The sequence below is a fragment of the Micromonospora sp. CNZ297 genome (genome assembly GCF_007827625.1).
The window spans coordinates 54,548-75,015 of record NZ_VISU01000003.1 but is presented as its reverse complement, the minus strand read 5'-3'; the positions used below and the strand labels follow the sequence as shown (position 1 = coordinate 75,015).

The window sequence follows — 20,468 nt, the reverse complement described above, 5'->3', positions numbered from 1 at the left end:
CGTGGGATCCATCGCCACCAACCCCGAGGGCATCACCAACCCGCCGATCGACGAGCTGCTCGAGAAGACCACCTCGAAGTACGCGCTGGTCATCTTCGCCGCCAAGCGCGCCCGTCAGGTCAACGCCTACTACAGCCAGCTCGGTGAGGGCCTCCTGGAGTACGTCGGCCCGCTGGTGGAGACCACCCCGCAGGAGAAGCCGCTCTCCATCGCCATGCGCGAGATCAACGCGGGCCTGCTCACCGCCGAGCCGACCGACCAGCCGTAACCCCGCCCGCGCCGATGCCCGCCGAGATCGTCCTCGGGGTCGGCGGCGGCATCGCCGCCTACAAGGCGTGTGAGCTGCTCCGGCTCTTCACCGAGTCGGGTCACCGGGTCCGGGTGGTGCCGACCGCCTCGGCGCTCCGCTTCGTCGGGGCGCCGACCTGGGCGGCCCTGTCCGGCCGGCCGGTCGCCGACGACGTCTGGTCCGACGTGCACGAGGTGCCGCACGTGCGGCTCGGGCAGCACGCCGACCTGGTCGTGGTCGCCCCGGCCACCGCCGACCTGCTCGCCAAGGCCGCCCACGGCCTCGCCGACGACCTGCTCACCAACACGCTGCTGACCGCCCGCTGCCCGGTGCTGCTGGCCCCGGCCATGCACACCGAGATGTGGGAGCACCCGGCGACCGTCGCGAACGTGGCCACGCTGCGCTCGCGGGGCGTCCGCGTGATCGAGCCGGCCGTGGGCCGGCTCACCGGGCGGGACACCGGCAAGGGCCGCCTGCCCGACCCGGCGGAGATCTTCGCGGTGGCCCGCCGGGCCCTGGCCCGCGGCGTCGAGGCCGAGGCCGATCTGGCCGGCCGGCACGTGGTGGTCACCGCCGGGGGCACCCGCGAGCCGCTGGACCCGGTCCGGTTCCTGGGCAACCGGTCGTCCGGCAAGCAGGGGTACGCGTTCGCCCGCGCCGCCGTGGCCCGGGGCGCCCGGGTCACGCTCGTCGCGGCCAACGTGGCGCTGCCCGACCCGGCCGGGGCGGACCTGGTCCGGGTGGGCACCACCGAGGAGCTGCGCGACGCCACGCTGGCGGCGGCCGCCGACGCGGACGCCGTGGTGATGGCCGCCGCGCCCGCCGACTTCCGGCCGGCCAGCTACGCCACCGGGAAGATCAAGAAGTCCGACGACGGTGTCGCGCCGACCATCGAGCTGGTCACCAACCCGGACATCGCCGTCGAGCTGGGGCGGCGTCGCCGGCCCGGGCAGGTGCTGGTGATCTTCGCCGCGGAGACCGACGACGCGGAGGCCAACGGCCGGGCCAAGCTGGCCCGCAAGGGGGCCGACATGATCGTGGTCAACGAGGTCGGCGTGGACAAGGTCTTCGGCGCCGACACCAACGCGGCCACCGTGATCGGCGCCGACGGCGCCGTGCACCGGCTGCCCGAGCAGCCCAAGGAGGCCCTGGCCGACGCCGTCTGGGACCTCGTCTGTCCGCGGCTGCCGTCGCGTTCCTGACGGTTGGTCGACCCGCGTTCATCGCGTCGCGGCGGAACGATGATGACTAAACTGCCGCCGAGCGACCTTTAAAAGTCTTCACATGCTTAGGAGTGCCGTGACACGTCTCTTCACGTCCGAATCGGTCACGGAGGGCCACCCGGACAAGATCGCCGACCAGATCAGTGACGGCATTCTCGACGCGCTGCTCGCCCAGGACCCGCACAGCCGGGTCGCGGTGGAGACGTTGATCACCACCGGTCAGGTGCACGTGGCCGGCGAGGTGACCACCAAGGCGTACGCCGACATCCCCACCATCGTCCGCGAGACCATCCTCGGCATCGGCTACGACTCGTCGAAGAAGGGCTTCGACGGCGCTTCCTGCGGCGTCAGCGTGTCCATCGGCGCCCAGTCGCCGGACATCGCCCAGGGCGTCGACAACGCCTTCGAGCTGCGTACCGGTGGGTCGGAGAGCGCGCTGGACGCGCAGGGCGCCGGCGACCAGGGCATGATGTTCGGCTTCGCCTGCTCCGAGACGCCCGAGCTGATGCCGCTGCCGATCGCGCTGGCGCACCGGCTGGCCCGGCGGCTCGCCGCGGTCCGCAAGGACGGCACGATCCCGTACCTGCGGCCGGACGGCAAGACGCAGGTCACCATCGAGTACGACGGGCTGCGCCCGGTCCGGCTCGACACCGTCGTCGTGTCCAGCCAGCACGCGGCGGACATCTCGCTGGAGTCGCTGCTCACCCCGGACATCCGGGACCACGTCATCGCCCCGGAGCTGGAGGGCCTCGGCCTGGAGACCGAGGGCTACCGGCTGCTGGTCAACCCGACCGGGCGGTTCGAGATCGGCGGCCCGATGGGTGACGCCGGCCTGACCGGCCGGAAGATCATCGTGGACACGTACGGCGGGTACGCCCGGCACGGCGGCGGCGCGTTCTCCGGCAAGGACCCGTCGAAGGTCGACCGGTCGGCCGCGTACGCGATGCGCTGGGTGGCCAAGAACGTTGTGGCCGCCGGGCTGGCCGAGCGGTGCGAGGCGCAGGTCGCGTACGCGATCGGCAAGGCGCACCCGGTGAGCCTGTTCATCGAGACGTTCGGCACCGAGACCGTGCCGGTCGCCTCGATCGAGAAGGCCGTGGCCGAGGTGTTCGACCTGCGTCCGGCCGCCATCATCCGGGACCTGCACCTGCTGCGCCCGATCTACCAGCAGACCGCCGCGTACGGCCACTTCGGCCGGGAGCTGCCGGAGCTGACCTGGGAGGGCACCGACCGGGCCGCCGACCTCAAGTCGGCCGCGGGAGCCTGACCGCCACCACGCGCCGCGACCGGCGACCCGCGCAGGGGTCGCCGGTCGCGCGCGTCTGCGTGGACGTGCCGCTGCCCCACCTCGACCGCCCGTTCGACTACCTGGTGCCGGAGGCGCTCGACGCCGACGCCCGGCCCGGGGTGCGGGTGAAGGTACGGTTCGCCGGGCAGCTCGTCGACGGCTGGCTGCTGGAGCGCGCCGAGTCGTCCGAGCACCCGAAGCTCGCGTACCTGGAGAAGGTCGTCTCCCCGGTGCCGGTGCTGTCCCCGGAGGTGGCCCGGCTGGCCCGCGCGGTCGCCGACAGGTACGCCGGCAGCCTCGCCGACGTGCTCCGGCTGGCGGTGCCGCCCCGGCACGCCCGCGCCGAGAAGGCCGTCACGACGGACACGCCACCCACCGACGAGCCCGCGCCCGACGGCACCGAACCTGACGGCAGCCCCACCGACGGCACCGCGCCTGCCGACGGCACCGCGCCTGCCGACGGCACCGCGCCCGGGGGCGTACCGTCCGAGGCCGCCGACGCGGGGGCCCGGCCGGGTGGCCGGGCGGAGGTGGATCCGCGCGGCTGGCGGGACTACCCGGCCGGGCCGGCGCTGCTGCGCGCGCTCACCGACGGCCGGCCCGCCCGCGCGGTCTGGTCGGCGTTGCCGGGGGAGGACTGGGCCGACCGGTACGCCGACGCGGTCGCCGCCACGGTGGCCGGTGGCCGTGGTGCCGTGGTCGTGGTGGCCGACGCCCGTGACCTGGACCGGCTCGACGCCGCCCTGACCGCGGTGCTCGGCGCGGGACGCCACGTCCGGCTCGCCGCCGCCGACGGTCCGGCCCGCCGCTACCGGGCCTTCCTCACCGCCCGGACGGGCGGGGTGGACGTGGTGATCGGCACCCGGGCGGCGATGTTCGCCCCGGTGCGGCGGCTCGGCCTGGTGGCGATCTGGGACGACGGCGACGACCTGCACGGCGAACCGCGGGCGCCCTACCCGCACGCCCGGGACGTGCTGCTGACCCGGGCGCAGCTCGGCGACATCGCCGCGGTGGTCGGCGGCTACGCCCGTACCGCCGAGGCGCAGTTGCTGGTGGAGACCGGCTGGGCGCGCGAGGTGGTGGCCGACCGGGCGGTGGTGCGCGCGCGTACCCCGGCCCTGGCGCCCACCGGCGACGACCCGCAACTGGCCCGCGATCCCGGCGCGGCCTCGGCACGGCTGCCGAGCCTGGCCTGGACCACCGCCCGGGACGCGCTGCGCGCGGACCTGCCGGTGCTGGTGCAGGTGCCGCGCCGGGGTTACGTGCCGTCGGTGGCCTGTGCCGACTGCCGCGCCCCGGCCCGCTGCCCGCACTGCGCCGGGCCGCTCGCGCTGCCGTCGGCGCAGGGCACGCCCGCCTGCCGCTGGTGCGGGCGGGTGGCCGCCGCGTACGCCTGCCCGGAGTGCGGCGGGCGGCGGCTGCGCGCCTCGGTGACCGGTGCCCGGCGGACCGCCGAGGAGCTGGGCCGGGCGTTCCCCGGCGTGCCGGTGCGGACCTCGGGGCGGGAGGAGGTGCTGGCGACGGTGCCGGGCGGCGCCGGGCTGGTGATCGCCACCCCGGGCGCGGAGCCGGTCGCGGAGGGCGGGTACGGCGCGGTGCTGCTGCTCGACTCGTGGGCGCTGCTGACCCGGGCCGACCTGCGGGCCGGCGAGGAGGCGCTGCGGCGCTGGATGGCCGCCGCCGCGCTGGCCCGGCCCGGTACGGCAGGTGGCCGGGTGGTGGTGGTCGCGGACGGCGCGCTGGCCCCGGTGCAGGCGCTGCTGCGGTGGGACTCCGCCTGGTTCGCGGCCCGGGAACTGGCCGAGCGGCGCGAGCTGGGCTTCCCGCCGGCGGTCCGGATGGCGAGCGTCACCGGCGCGGCCGAGGCGGTGGCCGACCTGCTCGCCGGCGCCCGGCTGCCGGGCGACGCCGAGGTGCTCGGCCCGGTGCCGGCCGACGAGGGCCGGGAGCGGATGCTGGTACGCGTGCCCCGGTCCCGGGCCGCCGCGATGGCCGAGGCGCTGCACGCCGCCGCCGGGCAGCGCAGCGCCCGCAAGGCGGCCGACCCGGTACGGCTCCAGGTCGATCCGCTCACCCTGTTCTGATCGGACGCGATCGCGTGACAGTGCGCACGCGGACCCTCGCGCACGGTCGTGACCTGGGGTTTGCCGCACACCTGGTCCGGCAATCGAGTAGCGGGCGGTGATAGCATCGCCCGTCATGCCCAGCCGTGCGGTTTTCCCGCGCGGGACGCGGCGCGGCGGGTGCCAGAGCACGTCGGGCCGACACGGATTCGATGTCGTCAGTCAGCCGGTGAGCAGGGGTGGACCAGTCGTGACCGTTCGTCAGTCGATCGTCTTCAACGGTGACCTCGGCAGTGGCAAGAGCACCGTCTCGGTCGAGATCGCCAAGCGGCTCGGGCTGCGCCGGGTCAGCGTCGGCGACCTCTACCGCCAGATGGCCCAGGAGCGGCAGATGACCGCCCTCCAGCTCAACCTGCACGCCGAGCTGGACCAGGCCGTCGACGGGTACGTCGACCAGCTCCAGCGCGACATCGCCGCCTCCGGTGAGTCCCTGGTCATGGACTCCCGCCTGGCCTGGCACTTCTTCACCGACGCGCTCAAGGTGCACATGATCACCGAGCCGACCGAGGCGGCCCGGCGCGTGCTCGCCCGCCCGTCCGGCCCGGCCGAGAGCTACACCTCGCTGGAGGAGGCGCGGGCCAAGCTGCGCGAGCGCAGCGAGAGCGAGCGCGGCCGGTTCATCGTCCGGTACGGCGTCGACAAGGCCCGCCTGCGCAACTACGACCTGGTCTGCGACACCACCCGGGCCAACCCGGAGCAGGTCATCCAGCACGTCATCGACGTCTACGAGGGCCGCCTCGGCGCGGACGTGCTGCGCGCCGGCCGGCCGCTGCTGCTGCTCGACCCGAACCGGGTGTACCCCACCGAGGACGTGTCGACGCTGCGCGGCCTCTGGGACTCCGACGCCGCCGCCGAGGCGGCCGGACGCGACGAGGAGCCGGAGCCGCTGAGCATCGGCTACACCGGCGAGTACTTCTTCGTCGTCGACGGCCACCGGCGGCTCAGCGCGGCGGTGCGCGCCGGCCTGCCGATGGTCCCGGCCCGGCTGGTCGCCGAGGTGGACGAGCCGGTGGTCGGCGGGATCAGCGCCGTCGACTTCTTCACCGCGCAGGCCCGCCCGGGGCTCATCCACGACTGGGAGGACGCGCACGGCATCACGCTGCCGCTGCCGGAGCACGCGCTGCTCGGCGGCGGCCCGGTGCTCGCCGGGGAGCCGGGCGCCGGCGCCTGACCGCCGGGGACACCGCCACCTCGCCGTCACGGGTTCACCCGATCCGGCGGGCCGGAGCATGATGAAGGCCTCCGATGCCTGGGGAGGCGGAATCGTGGATCCGACCGACGCGCTCGCGCTGCTGATGTCCCCCGAGGGTCGTCTCGACCCCTATCCGACGTACGAGCGGCTGCGCGCGCACGGCCCGGTGGTCCAGGCCGGGCCGGTCTTCTACGTGGTCACCGGCTACGCCGAGGCCGACGCGATCCTGCGCGACGCCCGGTTCGGGGTGATGGACGACGCGCTGCGCGACCAGTTCATGCCCGGCTGGCGGGAGAGCCCGGCCGTGCTGTCGATCTCCCGGTCGATGCTGCGCACCAACCCGCCCGACCACAGCCGGATGCGGCGGCTGGCCGCCGGCGCGTTCACCCCGCGCCGGATCGCCGCGATGCGCGACGTGGTGCGGGCGCAGGCCGACGAGCTGGTCGACGCGATGCTCGCCGCCGACGAGCCGGTCGACTTCATGGCCGCGTTCGCGTACCCCCTGCCGGTCGGCGTGATCTGCGCGCTGCTCGGCGTGCCGGCGGCGGACCGGCCGCTGTTCCGGCGCTGGGCCACCGACCTGACCGGCGTGCTCGAACCGGAGATCACAGCCGACGAGCTGGCGGTGGCCGACCGGGGCGCGACCGAGCTGCGGGGCTACTTCACCGAGCTGGTGGCGGCCCGCCGCCGGGCCCCGGCCGACGACCTCACCACCGCGCTGGTCCAGGCGCACGACGGTGGCGACCGGCTCTCCGGCGACGAGCTGCTGGCCAACCTCATCGTGCTGCTGGTGGCCGGCTTCGAGACCACCACCAACCTGCTCGGCAACGGCCTGGTGGCGCTGCTGGAGCATCCGCGCGCCGCGGCGGCGCTGCGCGAGCGGCCCGACCTCGCCCCCGCGTACGTCGACGAGCTGCTGCGCTACGACTCACCGGTGCAGCTCACCTCGCGGATGAGCACCGCGCCGTCCCGGTACGGCGACGTCGACCTGCCGCCGGAGAGCTGGGTCATCGTGCTGCTCGGCGCGGCCAACCGTGATCCCCGCCGCTATCCCGATCCGGCCCGCTTCGACCCGTGGCGGGCGCAGATCGCGCCGCTCTCATTCGGCGCCGGGCCGCACTACTGCCTCGGCGCGGCGCTGGCCCGGCTGGAGGCGCAGGTGGCGTTCCCGCTGCTGCTGCGCCGGCTGCCCGGGCTGGCAGTGGCGGGCCGGCCCGAGCGGCGGGTCCGGCTCACCCTGCGTGGTCACGCCACGCTGCCGGTGAGCGTGGGGTGGGAGGCGGCCCCGGTCACCGTTCCCGGTACGCCACCCGGGGCGGCCGGGCCGACTCCGTAGACTGGACGCGCATCGTTCGACCCAGACAAGGAGCCACGCCGAGTGACCGTCCAGCCCATCCGTCTGTTCGGCGATCCGGTGCTGCGCACGCCGGCCGACCCGGTCGTCGACTTCGACGCCGAGCTGCGCAAGCTGATCGCCGACCTGACCGACACGATGCGCGAGCAGAGCGGCGCCGGCCTGGCCGCGCCGCAGCTCGGGGTGGGCCTGCGGGTGTTCACCTTCGACGTCGACGACGTCCTCGGCCACCTGGTCAACCCGGTGCTGGAGTTCCCCGACGAGGAGGAGCAGGACGGCCCGGAGGGCTGCCTGTCCATCCCCGGGCTCTACTTCGACACCAAGCGCCGGCAGAACGTGATCGCCAAGGGCTTCAACGGCTACGGCGACCCGTTGCAGATCGTCGGCACCGGGCTGATGGCCCGCTGCGTGCAGCACGAGACCGACCACCTCGACGGGGTGCTCTTCGTCGACCGGCTCGACGCGGCCGGCCGCAAGGAGGCCATGAAGGCGATCCGCCAGGCCGAGTGGTACGACCAGGCCGCGCCGCCGACGGTCAAGCTCAGCCCGCACGCCGCCGGCAACCCGTTCGGCCTGGGGCGGTGACCCGGATGCGCCTGATCTTCGCCGGCACGCCGGCTGTCGCCGTACCGGCCCTGGACGCGATCGCCGCCTCCGGGCACGAGCTGCTCGCCGTGGTCACCCGCCCCGACGCCCCGGCCGGGCGGGGCCGGGGACTGGTCCGCTCGCCGGTCGGCGCGTGGGCCGACGCGCACGGCGTCGAGGTGCTCACCCCGGCCCGTCCGCGTGAGCCGGAGTTCCTCGACCGGCTGCGCGAGCTGGCGCCGGACTGCGTACCGGTGGTCGCCTACGGCGCGCTGGTGCCGCCGGTGGCGCTGGAGATCCCCCGGCACGGCTGGATCAACCTGCACTTCTCCCTGCTGCCCGCCTGGCGCGGCGCCGCGCCCGTGCAGCACGCCGTGCTGCACGGCGACGAGCTGACCGGGGCCAGCGTCTTCGAGCTGGAGGAAGGGCTGGACACCGGCCCGGTGTACGGCACCGTCACCGACGAGATCCGTCCCGCCGACACCTCCGGTGACCTGCTGGAACGGCTCGCGCACTCCGGCGCCGGGCTGCTGGTCGCGGTCCTCGACGCGATCGGCGCCGGCACCGCCCGGGCCGTGCCGCAGCCGGCCGACGGGGTCTCACTCGCCCCGAAGCTCACAGTGGAGGACGCCCGCGTCCGCTGGGGCGACCCCGCGTTCGCGGTGGACCGGCGCATCCGCGCCTGCACGCCCGCGCCCGGCCCGTGGACCACGTTCCGCGACGACCGGGTCAAGCTCGGCCCGGTCACCCCGCTGCCCGACGGCCCGGAGCTGAAGCCGGGGGAGCTGCACGTGGAGAAGTCCGGTGTGCTGGTCGGCACCGCCACCACGCCGGTGCGCCTCGGCGAGGTGCGCGCCGCAGGCAAGAAGGCCATGCCCGCCGGCGACTGGGCTCGCGGCGCCCGGGTCACCGCCGGCGAGGTGTTCGCGTGACGGGGCCGCAGCGCCCGGACCGGCCCGTCGAGGGCGAGCGTCCCGGGGGGTACGCGCGTGAGCACGGCGACCGGCCCGGCGGCGAGCGCCGGGGCGACGACCGTTTCGGCGACCGTGAGCGTGGCGCCCGGCAGCGCTCCGACCGGCCCGCCGCGGACCGGCGTGCCGGCGACCGGTTCGGCGGCGACCGTGAGCGCGGCGACCGGCGGGGCGGGGACCGGCCCGGCGGCGACCGGCGAGGCGGGGACCGGTTCGGTGGGGACCGGCGGGGCGGGCGTCCGGCCCGTCCGGCAGTCGACCTGCCCCGGCAGATCGCGTACGAGGCGATCGCGGCGGTGCACCGCGACGACGCGTACGCCAACCTGGTGCTCCCGGCGATGCTGCGCGAGGCCGGGCTGACCGGCCGGGACGCCGCGTTCGCCACCGAGCTGACCTACGGCACGCTGCGGCACACCGGCACGCTCGACGCGATCGTCACCGACGCGGCCGGGCGGGACGTGCAGCGCATCGACCCGCCGGTGCGCGACGCGCTGCGGCTCGGGGCGTACCAGATCCTGCACACCCGGGTGCCCGCGCACGCCGCGGTGTCCTCCACCGTGGACCTGGTCCGGTCCGTGGGGCCGGGCGCCACCGGGTTCGCCAACGCGGTGCTGCGGGAGATCACCAGCCGGGACGCCGACGCCTGGGTGGCGAAGCTCGCCCCGGCGCAGGAGACCGACCCGATCGGGCACCTCGCGCTCGCGTACAGCCATCCGCAGTGGATCGTGCGGTCGTTCGCCGAGGCACTCGGCGGCGACATGGGCGAGACGACTCGGCTGCTCATCGAGGACAACGAGCGCCCGCCGGTGCACCTGTGCGCCCGGCCGGGCCTGGCCGATCCGGTGGCGCTCGCCGACGAGGTGGGCGGCGCGCCCGGCGCGTTCTCGCCGTACGCGGTCTACCTGCCCGGCGGCGCGCCGGGCGATCTGCCGGCGGTGGCCGACGGCCGCGCGCACGTGCAGGACGAGGGTTCCCAGTTGGTGGCGGACGCGCTGGTGGCGGCACCGCTGGACGGCCCGGACGGCCGGTGGCTGGACCTGTGCGCGGGTCCGGGCGGCAAGTCGGGCCTGCTCGGCGCGCTCGCCGCGGCCCGTGGTGCCCGGCTGACAGCTGTCGAGGTGGCCGAGCACCGGGCCCGGCTGGTCGCCCAGGCCACCCGCGGGCTGCCGGTGACTGTGGTGCACACGGACGGGCGCACAGTGGGCAGCGACCCGAAGCTGCCGGAGGAGCACTTCGACCGGGTGCTCGTGGACGCGCCGTGCACCGGGCTGGGCGCGCTGCGCCGTCGCCCGGAGTCGCGGTGGCGCCGCCAGCCGTCGGACCTGCCGCCGCTGACCCGGTTGCAGCGGGAACTGCTCACCGCCGGGCTGCGGGCGGCCCGGCCGGGCGGCCTGGTCGCGTACGTGACGTGCTCGCCGCACGTGGTGGAGACGCACGTGACGGTGACCGAGGCGGCCCGGCGGTGCGGCTTCGACGTCGACTTCGTCGACGCGCGGCCGTTGCTGCCGGCCGGCATGCCGGGCCTGGGCGACGGCCCCACTGTGCAGCTCTGGCCGCACCGCCACGGCACCGACGCCATGTTCCTGGCGGTCCTCCGCCGGGTCTGACCCACCTCTCCTCGCAGTCGATCAAGGAGTTCGTGTCGCCTGGGCCGCCGTGCCCGGACACGAACTCCTTGATCGTCATGCGGAGAAATGGGGAGGGATGGAGCGTGTGCGGCATCCCGGTGGGGAGAGGGGGCCGGTGGGATGTGACAGCCCGTTGACTGTTTGATCGATGCATGTAACTGTTTCGACCACCGGTCCCGGCACCCCCGCCCGCCGAACCCCCACGAGGAGTCTCCATGAGACGCAGAACGCCGACCACGAGCCTCGCGCTCGCCCTCGTCGCCACCCTGACGACGGCGAGCCTGGCCGGCACCGCCTCCGCCGCGCCCGCTCCGGCCGCCGCCCCCGCCCCGGCCGTCGCCGCCCTCGCCGCGCCGGACGTCTCCCTGAGCAACATCCAGGCCCACCTCACCCAGTTCAACTCCATCGCCACCAGCAACGGCGGCAACCGGCGCTCCGGCTCGGCCGGCTACACGGCGTCGGTCAACTACGTCAAGGGCAAGCTGCAGGCCGCCGGCTACACGGTCACCGAGCAGAACTGCTCCACCTGCACCTACCCCGGCAACAACCTGATCGCCGAGTGGCCGCAGGGCCCTTCCGACCAGGTCGTCATGTTCGGCGCCCACCTGGACGGCGTCTCCGCGGGCCCCGGCATCAACGACAACGCCTCCGGCTCGTCGGTGCTGCTGGAGAACGCGCTGGTGCTGGCCGCGCAGAACCCGACCATGACCAAGCGGGTCCGGTTCGCCTGGTGGAACGGCGAGGAGCAGGGCCTGCAGGGCTCCAAGCACTACGTCAACCAGCTCAGCTCCACCCAGCGGGGCTACATCAAGGGCTACTACAACTTCGACATGGTGGGCTCGCCCAACGGTGGCTACTTCATCAACCGGATCACCTCGGCCACGGCCGCGCCGCTGAAGGCGTACTGGGACTCGTTCGGCATCTCGCCGGAGGAGAACACCGAGGGCCAGGGCCGCTCGGACGACTACTCGTTCGCCAACGCCGGCATCCAGACCTCCGGCTACGCGGCGGGCGCCAGCTACACCAAGAGCTCGGCGCAGGCCAGCAAGTGGGGCGGCACTGCCGGTGCGGCGTACGACGGGTGCTACCACCGCTCCTGCGACAACACCAGCAACATCAACACGACCATCCTCAACCGGGCCGCTGACGGTGTGGCGTACGCGATCTGGCAGCTCGCCGTCGGCGGCGGCACGCCGTCCAACGACTTCTCCGTCTCGGTGAGCCCCACCTCCGGCAGCGTCGCCCGGGGCGGCTCCACCACCGCCACGGTCAGCACCGCCACCACCGCCGGCAGCGCGCAGACCGTGGCGCTGTCCGCCAGCGGCGCCCCGAGCGGCGTCTCGGTGAGCTTCAGCCCGTCCTCGGTCACCTCGGGCGGCTCGGCCACCATGACCGTCACCGCCTCGTCGACGGCCACCACCGGCACGTTCACGCTCACCGTGACCGGCACCGGCTCGGCCACCCGCACCGCCAGCTACACGATCACCGTGACCGGCGGCAGCGGCGGCTGCACCGGCGGCCAGCTCATCGGCAACAGCAGCTTCGAGTCCGGCACCACGCCGTGGACGGCCAGTTCCGGCGTGATCACCAACAGCTCCAGCCAGGCGGCCCGCACCGGGTCGTACAAGGCGTGGATGAACGGGTACGGCTCCTCGCGTACCGACACGCTGTCCCAGTCGGTCACGCTGCCGTCCGGGTGCAGCAGCTACACGTTCTCGTTCTGGCTGCACATCGACTCGGCCGAGACGACCACCTCGACCGCGTACGACAAGCTCACAGTGCAGGTCGGTTCGACGACGCTGGCCACGTACTCGAACCTGAACAAGGCCACCGGCTACACCCAGCGCACCTTCAACCTGGCCGCGTACGCCGGTCAGACGGTCACGCTGAAGTGGACCGGGGTCGAGGACTCCTCGTTGCAGACCAGCTTCGTCGTGGACGACGTGACGCTGCAGGTCGGCTGAGCGGTCCCGGGCGGGGTGGGCGCCGGCCCGCCCCGCCCGGGTCTCACGTGATCGGCAGCGCCTTCGCGCCCGCGCCCTTGACCGACCGGGTCAGCGAACGTTCGGAGACCCACAGGAAGCACTGCACGCCCCGGTCACCGTCGCGCCACTGCTCCTCGAACGGGTGGTAGATGATGGTGCCGGCCCGGTACTGCATGTTGCCGTCGTTCGGCAGCCCGGCGTACTTGGCGATCAGGCCGCGGCAGGCCTTGTGCGTGCGCAGCGGCGTGCGTTCGAACTCGGCGTAGCTGATGTCCGGCGCCTGGTAGACGCCGACGAACTCGGCGTGGTGCTTGCTGGTGCAGGCCACCGGCCGCATCGACTGCACCTCGTCCTTGCTCAGCTTCGGGTTGAAGCAGCCGAGCGCGAGCTTCGAGCCGGGCTTCAACGCACCCCGCAGACTGCCGGTGCGCTGGGCCACGGCACCCTCGTCCAGATCGGTGATCTCGGCGACGTCGCAGCGGTACCAGCGGGCCCCGCCGGACCACGCGAGCGCCGAGGGGAAGACCACCGCCAGGCGTAGCCGCCCGCCGCGCCAGTCCCCGCCGACGGCCCGGGTGACCTGCCGGGCGCAGTCGGCGTGCGCGGCGCGCACGCCGGCCGAGCCGGTCCGCGGCGGTGCGGAACGCTCCGCCTCCGCGCCGGTCATCGTGCCCACGTGCAGTGTCTCGGTGCGGTGCGGGGTGGCGCAGTCGACCGGCTGGTAGCCGCTGAGGTAGCCGACGTCGGCGACAGTGGGATGACAGGCCCCGCTCTGCGGCACGAAACCGACCGGCGCGGCGAACGCGGGCCAGTCGTCGACCAGGTCCCGGTCCACTCCGGCTGGCGCGGCACAGCCGCCGAGCGCCAGCGCCAGCGCCGCGCCCACTGTGACCGCCACCCGCCATCGCCGCATCCCGACCGACCTCCCCCGCGCATCCGGCGCCGCCCGGTCGACCGGTACGCCTCGGCGGTGCAGCATACGGCAGCCGCTCAGGTGACCGGGAGTCCCTCGGGTCCGGCGCCGCGCACCGAGCGGTTCAGCTTGCGGTCGTCACTCCACAGGAAACAGCGCACGCCCCGGTCGCCCTCCTCCCACTCCCGCTGCGACGGCGGGTAGAAGATGGACCCGGCCCGGTACGGCAGTTCGGCGTTGTCCGGCACCTCGGCGAACGCGGCGATGAGCGTCATGCAGCGCCGGTGCGTGGCGGGCGCGCCCCGGGTGAACTCCGCCCAGCTCATGTCGCGTTCCTCGTACACGCCGACGAACTCCGCCCGGTGCGGTTCGGTGCACAGCACCGGGGCCATGTAGTTGAGGTTCTGGCCGATCAGCTTCGGGTCGAAGCACCTGTGCACCAGCGGGTTGTCGCCGACGAGCGCGCCCCGCAGGCTGCCGACCCGATTGACCGGGCGGGTGTTGTCGATGCTGTCGGTCTCGGCCAGGTCGCAGCGGAACCAGCGGGCGCCGGACGTCCAGGCGGTGACGGTGGGCAGCGCGATGTTCAACGTGAGCCGGGCGGCGCGCCAGTCCCCGCCGATCATCTCCCGGGCCCGCTGGTCGCACTCGGCGCGCGCGGTCCGCAGCGCCGGTGAGCCCGGTTCGGGGCGTACGCCCTGCGCCGCCGGCCCGCTGAACCGGCCGACGTGCACGGTCTCGGCCAGGTGGCTGCCCGCGCAGTTCACCGTCTCGTACGTGGCGGCCGCCACCACTGTGCTCAGCCGGGGCAGGCACGCCTCGGTCGCCGGGACGAACAGTTGCGGCACCGGCAGCGCCGCCCAGTCGTCGATCAGGTCGCCGTCGGCCCGATGCACCTGAGCGCAACCTGCGAGCACCGCAGTCGCGGCGCCGGCCAGCGCGAGCACGTGGAGCCACCGTCGCATCGTCCGCCCCTTCCGGGAGAGATGACAGCCGGTCGTCATAGGCCCGACCGGCGTCCCCCGCGCCCGGGCGTGCAGCATACGTGACCGTCCCTGTAGGAGTTTCGTCATCTTTCAATCGATCGGCCAGTCACCGGCGACTATTCGTGCCGATTTTTTCTCCGGACGGCCGGATGGTGCACCGCGGGTGACGGAAGGATCACCACTGGTCGCTCCGGGAGCCGTGCCGCTACCTCCGGATCACCGCGTTCGTACACTGGCCCCGTGACCGTACCGCCGCCGATCGTCGCGCCCAGCATCCTGGCCGCCGATTTCGCCCGCCTCGCCGACGAGGTCCGTGCCGTGGAGCCCGCCGCCGACTGGCTGCACGTCGACGTCATGGACAACCACTTCGTACCCAACCTGACCATCGGGCTGCCGGTGGTGCAGAGCCTGCGCGCCGTCACCGGGATCCCGTTCGACGTGCACCTGATGATCACCGACCCGCGCCGCTGGGCGCCCGGGTACGCCGACGCCGGGGCGTACAACGTCACGTTCCACGCCGAGGCGTGCGACGACCCGGTGGCGCTGGCCAAGGACCTGCGCTCGGCCGGGGCGAAGGCAGGGCTGGCGATCGACCGGGACACCCCGATCGAGCCGTACCTCGAACTGCTGCCGAGCTTCGACACGCTGCTGATCATGACGATCAAGGCCGGCTTCGGCGGCCAGCGTTTCCTGCCGCAGCTGCTGGACAAGGTGCGCGCGGCCCGCCGGCACGTCGACAGCGGGCACCTGGAGCTGCGCATCGAGGTCGACGGCGGCATCGCCGCGGACACCATCGAGCAGGCCGCCGCGGCCGGCGCCGACGCGTTCGTCGCGGGCACCGCCGTCTACGGCGCCGACGATCCCGCGGAGGCGGTACGCCGCCTGCGGGGCCTGGCGGAACGCGCGATGACCGGGGCCTGAGATGGACCCGGCCGGCGAGCGACCCGACGTGATCCTCGTCGTCGACGACGACGAGGACATCGCCCGCTTCGTCGAGTTCAACCTGCGCCTGCACGGCTTCGAGGTGCTGCACGCCGCCGACGGCCAGGAGGCGCTGGAGGTCATCGAGCGGCAGCGGCCCGACCTCGCAGTCGTCGACCTGATGATGCCGCGCATCGACGGGCTGGAGCTGACCCGGCGGCTGCGCGCCGACCCGATGACCTCGGCCCTGCCGGTGATCATGCTGACCGCCAAGGGGATGACCCAGGACAAGGTCAACGGGCTCAGCGTCGGCGCGGACGACTACCTGGTCAAGCCGTTCGACACGCTGGAACTGGTGGCCCGGGTCAACTCCACGCTGCGGCGCAACAAGGAGTTCCGGGAGGTCTCGCCGCTGACCGGGCTGCCCGGCAACAGCCGGATCCGGCGGGAGATCAGCGACCGGGTACGCAACGGCGTCGACTACGCCGTCGGCTACATCGACATCGACCGGTTCAAGAGCGTCAACGACCGGTACGGCTTCGTGCGCGGCGACGAGTTCATCTCGGCGCTGGCCCGCAGCCTGCACCGGGCGGTGGTGTCGATCGGGCTGCCGCCGGCGTTCCTCGGCCACGTCGGCGGCGACGACTTCGTCATCGTCTGCGCGCCCAGCCAGGTCCGGCCGCTGACCAGCCGGGCCGTCGTCGACTTCGAGAAGGCCGCCGACGCGCTCTACGACGCCACCGACCGGGAACGCGGCTTCGTCGAGCTGAAGGACCGGCGCGGCAACATCCGCCGCGCCGCGCTCGTCACGCTCTCCATCGGCGTGTCGCTGTCCGATTCCGGCAAGCGGTTCACCGACCCGCTGGAGGCGATCGCGGTGGCCTCGGAGATGAAGACGGTGGCCAAGAGCCAGCCGGGCTCGTACGTGGCGGTGGACCGCCGGCGCGGCGTCACCTGACCGGTCCTGTGAGGTAGCTCGCCTCTGTGGCGCGCGCCCGGGCGGAACGTGTAAGACTTCCCCTATACCCACCACGCGCTGGCGGGGCTCGGTGAAATTCCGAACCGGCGGTGATCCACGGTCCGACCGTGGTAAGCCCGCGACCCGGACGGCTTCGGCCGGACGGTGGACCTGGTGAGAATCCGGGGCCGACGGTTGGGGTGCGGCTCGTCCGCCCCCAGAAAGTCCGGATGGGAGACAGCGCGCGGAACGGGGGAGGCCCCTGCCGGCCGCTGAGCACCCTCAGCCGCCGCGTGGGCTCCCCGGGGTCGGCGTCGCCGTCCCCGGGTTCTCCGCCGCCGCGTGTCCGCGGCTTTCGTGGCCGTTCCTCCCGGACCCCGCCCGCGCGCGACCGGCGAGCGGGAGGACAGGCGGCCATGGCGAGCGTCTCCGTCGACGAGGCGATGCGTCGTGCCATCGAACTGGCCGCGCGCGGCCTCGGCGCCACGAGCCCCAACCCGGTGGTCGGCTGCGTGCTGCTCGACACCGACGGCGAGGTCGTCGGCGAGGGCTTCCACGCGTACGCCGGCGGCCCGCACGCGGAGATCGTCGCGCTGGCCCAGGCCGGCACGCGGGCCCGCGGCGGCACCGCGGTGGTCACCCTGGAACCCTGCGACCACACCGGCCGCACCGGCCCGTGCAGCCACGCGCTCATCGCCGCCGGGGTGTCCCGCGTGGTGATCGCCGTGCCCGACCCCAACCCGGTCGCCTCCGGCGGCGCCGCCACGCTGCGCGCCGCCGGGGTCCAGGTCGCTTTGGGGGTACGCGCGCAGGAGGCCGAGGCCGGCAACGTCGCCTGGCTCACCTCGATGCGCCGCGGCTGGCCGTACGTGATCTGGAAGTACGCGGCCACGCTCGACGGGCGTTCCGCCGCCGCCGACGGCACCAGCATGTGGATCACCTCCGAGGCGGCCCGGATCGACGTGCACGCGCTGCGCGGCACCGTCGACGCGGTGCTCGCCGGGGTGGGCACCGTGCTCACCGACGACCCCCGGCTGACCGCCCGCAACCTGCGCGACGGCACCATGGCCATCCGGCAGCCGCTGCGGGTGGTGGTGGACAGCTCGGGGCGTACCCCGGCCGACGCCCGGGTCCGCGACGGCGCCGCCCGCACGTGGATCGCCACCGCCGCGGAGGTCGGCGCCGGGCCGGACGGCCGGGTCGACCTGCCGGCGCTGCTCGCGGAGCTGCACCACCGGGGCGTGCGGGCCGCGCTGCTGGAGGGCGGGCCGACGCTGGCCGGCGCGTTCCTCGCCGCCGGCCTGGTCGACAGGATCGTCGGGTACGTCGCGCCGAAGCTGCTCGGCGCCGGCCCGACCGCGCTGCTCGACGCGGGCGTGAGCACCATCGCCGACGCCATCGATCTGGAGATCACCGACGTTACGCGGGTCGGTCCCGACCTGCGGATCACCGCGCTGCCCCGGAAGAGGGAGGGCTGACATGTTCACCGGCATCGTCGAGGAACTGGGCGAGATCGTCCGGAGCACCGAGACCGGCGACGACTCCGCGCTGGTCGCCATCCGCGGCCCGCTCGTCACCTCGGACGCCCGGCACGGCGACTCGATCGCCGTCAACGGCGTCTGCCTCACAGTGGTCGACGTCGACGGCGGCGTGTTCACCGCCGACGTGATGGGCGAGACGCTGCGCCGCACCGCGCTCGGCGCGCTGCGCCCCGGCGACCCGGTCAACCTCGAACGGGCCGCCGCACTCAACAGCCGTCTCGGCGGGCACCTGGTGCAGGGCCACGTCGACGGCGTCGGCGAGATCGTCGCCCGGGAGCCCGCCGCGCAGTGGGAGACCGTCCGGTTCCGGCTGCCCGCCGGGCTCGCCCGGTACGTGGTGGAGAAGGGCTCGATCACCGTCGACGGCGTGTCGCTCACAGTCGCCGAGGCGGGCGACGACTGGTTCTCGGTCGGCCTGATCCCCACCACGCTGAAGCTCACCGTGCTCGGCACGAAGCGGATCGGCGACCCGGTCAACCTGGAGGTCGACGTGCTGGCCAAGTACGTCGAGCGGCTGCTCGGCGACCGCGGCGCGGGGGGTGCCCGGTGATGGGCCCGCTCGGCTGGCTGCTCGACGCCCAGGTGCACGTGGCCGGCTCGCCGGTGCTGGTCCGGGAGATCGTCGGCAACGTCTTCGGGCTCGGCTCGGCGCTGCTCGGGCTGCGCCGCGTGGTCTGGGCCTGGCCGGTCGGCATGATCGGCAACGCGCTGCTGTTCACCGTGTTCCTCGGCGGCGTCTTCGTCACCCCGCAGGCGCACGACCTCTACGGCCAGGCCGGCCGGCAGGTCTTCTTCTTCGCCGTCAGCGTGTACGGCTGGTGGCGCTGGTCGCGCAACCGGCGTGCCGGTGGCGGGGAGGAGCCGGCCGTGGTGCCGCGCTGGGCCACCTGGCCGGAGCGGCTCGGCCTGCTCGTGGCCGCCGCCGTCGGCACCGCCGCCGCGTACCCGGTGCTCGCCGCGCTCGGCTCGTGGGGGCCGCTGCCGGACGCCTGGATCCTGGTCGGCAGCCTGCTCGCCACGTACGGCATGGCCCGCGGCTGGGTCGAGTTCTGGCTGATCTGGATCGCCGTCGACGCGGTCGGCGTACCGCTGCTGCTGCGCGGCGGCTTCTACCCGTCGGCCGCCATGTACCTGGTCTACGGCGCGTTCTGCGCCGCCGGCCTGTACAGCTGGTGGCGCACCTCCCGGGCCGTCGCGACCGCGCCCGCCCCGATCCCGGCGACGTACTCGGAGGCCGTGGCATGAGCACGTTCGGTTCGATCGAGCAGGCGGTGGCGGACATCGCCGCCGGGCGTCCGGTGGTCGTGGTCGACGACGAGGACCGCGAGAACGAGGGCGACCTGATCTTCGCGGCCGAGCTGGCCACCCCGGAGCTGGTCGCGTTCATGGTCCGGTACACCTCCGGCTACATCTGCGTGCCGCTGACCGAGGACGAGTGCGACCGGCTGGATCTGCCGCCGATGCACCACACGAACCAGGACCGGCGCGGCACCGCGTACACGGTGACTGTGGACGCCCGGGAGGGCGTCAGCACCGGCATCTCGGCCGCCGACCGGTCGCACACCATCCGGCTGCTCGCCGACGCCGCCACCGGCCCGACCGACCTGGCCCGGCCCGGTCACGTGGTGCCGCTGCGCGCCCGCGCCGGCGGGGTGCTGCGCCGTCCCGGGCACACCGAGGCGGCGGTGGACCTGACCCGGATGGCCGGGCTGCGCCCGACCGGGGTGCTCTGCGAGCTGGTGAACGACGACGGCACCATGATGCGCCTGCCGGACATGGAGAAGTTCTGCGCCGAGCACGGGCTGACGCTCGTCACCATCGCGGACCTGATCGCACACCGGCGGCGTACCGAGAAGCAGGTCGAGCTGGCCGCCGAGGCCCGGATGCCCACCCCGTACGGCGTGTTCCGGGCGCTCGGCTACCGCGCCGAGCACGACCCGGCCGAGCACGTCGCGCTGGTCATGGGCGACCTCGGCGACGGGCGGGACGTGCTGGTGCGGGTGCACTCCGAGTGCCTCACCGGCGACGTGTTCGGCTCGCTGCGCTGCGACTGCGGGCCGCAGTTGCAGGCCGCCCTGGCCCGGGTCGCGCAGGAGGGCCGCGGCGTGGTCCTCTACGTGCGCGGGCACGAGGGCCGGGGCATCGGCCTGCTGCACAAGCTGCAGGCGTACCAGCTCCAGGACCAGGGCCGCGACACCGTGGACGCGAACCTCGACCTGGGCCTGCCGGCCGACGCCCGCGACTACGGCACAGGTGCGCAGATCCTCTACGACCTGGGTGTCCGGTCGATGCGGCTGCTGACCAACAACCCGGCCAAGCGGGCCGGGCTGGAGGGGTACGGCCTCACCGTGACCGGCCGGGAGGGGCTGCCGGTGCGGTCCAACCCGGAGAACGTGCGCTACCTGCGCACCAAGCGGGACCGGATGGGCCACCTGCTGGACGGACTGGACGAGGTGACCGAGGCGCCGATGGGCCGCCCGGTCGCCGGTGACGAGATCGGAGCGTAGGGCG

Annotated in this window: 17 protein-coding genes, 1 pseudogene and 1 riboswitch; of the genes and pseudogenes, 16 read left to right on the top strand and 2 right to left on the bottom strand. The window is 74.2% G+C overall.

Going from position 1 to position 20,468, the window contains the following annotated elements; genetic code table 11:
- The first annotated feature begins 1 nt into the window (after position 1).
- The 10 genes from rpoZ to FB454_RS06565 all read left to right on the top strand — a co-directional run bounded on the left by rpoZ (position 2) and on the right by FB454_RS06565 (position 12,617).
- Positions 2-268 carry a DNA-directed RNA polymerase subunit omega gene (rpoZ, locus tag FB454_RS06610; RefSeq protein ID WP_013285517.1) on the top strand — a complete coding sequence of 89 codons (267 nt, stop codon included), beginning with the start codon at positions 2-4 and terminating at the stop codon, positions 266-268.
- A gap of 14 nt (positions 269-282) precedes the next feature.
- Positions 283-1,491: a bifunctional phosphopantothenoylcysteine decarboxylase/phosphopantothenate--cysteine ligase CoaBC gene (coaBC, locus tag FB454_RS06605; RefSeq protein WP_013285518.1), complete on the top strand. Its 1,209-nt coding sequence runs from the start codon at positions 283-285 to the stop codon at positions 1,489-1,491.
- A gap of 97 nt (positions 1,492-1,588) precedes the next feature.
- Positions 1,589-2,779, top strand: coding sequence for a methionine adenosyltransferase (gene metK / locus FB454_RS06600; protein ID WP_013285519.1), 1,191 nt, complete (start codon positions 1,589-1,591; stop codon positions 2,777-2,779).
- 59 nt (positions 2,780-2,838) lie between these two features.
- Positions 2,839-4,884 (top strand): primosomal protein N', encoded by a 2,046-nt coding sequence (locus tag FB454_RS06595; protein WP_145822660.1) that lies wholly within the window; start codon positions 2,839-2,841, stop codon positions 4,882-4,884.
- Positions 4,885-5,113: 229 nt separating this feature from the next.
- Complete coding sequence (locus FB454_RS06590) at positions 5,114-6,094, top strand: AAA family ATPase (RefSeq protein ID WP_013285521.1); 981 nt, start codon at positions 5,114-5,116, stop codon at positions 6,092-6,094.
- Positions 6,095-6,188: 94 nt separating this feature from the next.
- Positions 6,189-7,451 (top strand): cytochrome P450, encoded by a 1,263-nt coding sequence (locus FB454_RS06585; protein ID WP_186461542.1) that lies wholly within the window; start codon positions 6,189-6,191, stop codon positions 7,449-7,451.
- A 42-nt stretch (positions 7,452-7,493) separates the two neighbouring features.
- Positions 7,494-8,054: a peptide deformylase gene (def, locus tag FB454_RS06580; RefSeq protein WP_030271057.1), complete on the top strand. Its 561-nt coding sequence runs from the start codon at positions 7,494-7,496 to the stop codon at positions 8,052-8,054.
- 5 nt (positions 8,055-8,059) lie between these two features.
- Positions 8,060-8,986, top strand: coding sequence for a methionyl-tRNA formyltransferase (gene fmt / locus FB454_RS06575; protein WP_013285524.1), 927 nt, complete (start codon positions 8,060-8,062; stop codon positions 8,984-8,986).
- Positions 8,983-10,632, top strand: a complete 1,650-nt coding sequence (locus FB454_RS06570) for a transcription antitermination factor NusB (protein WP_145822658.1) — start codon at positions 8,983-8,985, stop codon at positions 10,630-10,632. The genes fmt and FB454_RS06570 overlap by 4 nt, the downstream gene beginning before the upstream one ends.
- A 236-nt stretch (positions 10,633-10,868) precedes the next feature.
- Positions 10,869-12,617: a M28 family metallopeptidase gene (locus FB454_RS06565; RefSeq protein WP_013285526.1), complete on the top strand. Its 1,749-nt coding sequence runs from the start codon at positions 10,869-10,871 to the stop codon at positions 12,615-12,617.
- Between the two features lie 43 nt (positions 12,618-12,660).
- Here FB454_RS06565 and FB454_RS06560 read toward each other — a convergent pair whose 3' ends face one another.
- Positions 12,661-13,551, bottom strand: a complete 891-nt coding sequence (locus FB454_RS06560) for a septum formation family protein (protein WP_013285527.1) — start codon at positions 13,549-13,551, stop codon at positions 12,661-12,663.
- A 77-nt stretch (positions 13,552-13,628) separates the two neighbouring features.
- Positions 13,629-14,516: a septum formation family protein gene (locus FB454_RS06555; protein WP_013285528.1), complete on the bottom strand. Its 888-nt coding sequence runs from the start codon at positions 14,514-14,516 to the stop codon at positions 13,629-13,631.
- A 261-nt stretch (positions 14,517-14,777) separates the two neighbouring features.
- On the opposite strand from FB454_RS06555, the gene rpe reads away from it, so the two are divergent.
- The 6 genes and pseudogenes from rpe to FB454_RS06525 all read left to right on the top strand — a co-directional run bounded on the left by rpe (position 14,778) and on the right by FB454_RS06525 (position 20,464).
- Positions 14,778-15,458 (top strand): ribulose-phosphate 3-epimerase, encoded by a 681-nt coding sequence (rpe, locus tag FB454_RS06550; protein ID WP_013285529.1) that lies wholly within the window; start codon positions 14,778-14,780, stop codon positions 15,456-15,458.
- A gap of 1 nt (position 15,459) precedes the next feature.
- Positions 15,460-16,416, top strand: a complete 957-nt coding sequence (locus tag FB454_RS06545) for a response regulator (RefSeq protein ID WP_013285530.1) — start codon at positions 15,460-15,462, stop codon at positions 16,414-16,416.
- A 73-nt stretch (positions 16,417-16,489) separates the two neighbouring features.
- A riboswitch (FMN riboswitch) is annotated at positions 16,490-16,662 on the top strand.
- 170 nt (positions 16,663-16,832) lie between these two features.
- Positions 16,833-17,894, top strand: coding sequence for a bifunctional diaminohydroxyphosphoribosylaminopyrimidine deaminase/5-amino-6-(5-phosphoribosylamino)uracil reductase RibD (gene ribD, locus FB454_RS06540; RefSeq protein WP_013474908.1), 1,062 nt, complete (start codon positions 16,833-16,835; stop codon positions 17,892-17,894).
- Position 17,895: 1 nt separating this feature from the next.
- Positions 17,896-18,517, top strand: a pseudogene (locus FB454_RS06535) (riboflavin synthase); the annotation flags it as partial.
- A complete protein-coding gene (gene pnuC / locus FB454_RS06530) occupies positions 18,507-19,202 on the top strand; it encodes a nicotinamide riboside transporter PnuC (protein ID WP_013285533.1) in 696 nt (231 codons plus the stop codon). The pseudogene FB454_RS06535 and the gene pnuC, both read left to right, overlap by 11 nt.
- Complete coding sequence (locus FB454_RS06525; RefSeq protein ID WP_145822657.1) at positions 19,199-20,464, top strand: bifunctional 3,4-dihydroxy-2-butanone-4-phosphate synthase/GTP cyclohydrolase II; 1,266 nt, start codon at positions 19,199-19,201, stop codon at positions 20,462-20,464. Before pnuC ends, FB454_RS06525 begins: the two co-directional genes overlap by 4 nt.
- Positions 20,465-20,468: the final 4 nt, after the last annotated feature.

What these genes read in the sequence shown, in the direction of transcription:
- coaBC (WP_013285518.1), top strand. Translation starts at nt 283, where the DNA reads ATGCCCGCCGAGATCGTCCTCGGGGTCGGCGGCGGCATCGCCGCCTAC.
- fmt (WP_013285524.1), top strand. Translation starts at nt 8,060, where the DNA reads ATGCGCCTGATCTTCGCCGGCACGCCGGCTGTCGCCGTACCGGCCCTG.
- FB454_RS06565 (WP_013285526.1), top strand. Translation starts at nt 10,869, where the DNA reads ATGAGACGCAGAACGCCGACCACGAGCCTCGCGCTCGCCCTCGTCGCC.
- FB454_RS06560 (WP_013285527.1), bottom strand. Translation starts at nt 13,551, where the DNA reads ATGCGGCGATGGCGGGTGGCGGTCACAGTGGGCGCGGCGCTGGCGCTG.
- FB454_RS06555 (WP_013285528.1), bottom strand. Translation starts at nt 14,516, where the DNA reads ATGCGACGGTGGCTCCACGTGCTCGCGCTGGCCGGCGCCGCGACTGCG.
- FB454_RS06545 (WP_013285530.1), top strand. Translation starts at nt 15,460, where the DNA reads ATGGACCCGGCCGGCGAGCGACCCGACGTGATCCTCGTCGTCGACGAC.
- ribD (WP_013474908.1), top strand. Translation starts at nt 16,833, where the DNA reads ATGGCGAGCGTCTCCGTCGACGAGGCGATGCGTCGTGCCATCGAACTG.
- pnuC (WP_013285533.1), top strand. Translation starts at nt 18,507, where the DNA reads ATGGGCCCGCTCGGCTGGCTGCTCGACGCCCAGGTGCACGTGGCCGGC.
- FB454_RS06525 (WP_145822657.1), top strand. Translation starts at nt 19,199, where the DNA reads ATGAGCACGTTCGGTTCGATCGAGCAGGCGGTGGCGGACATCGCCGCC.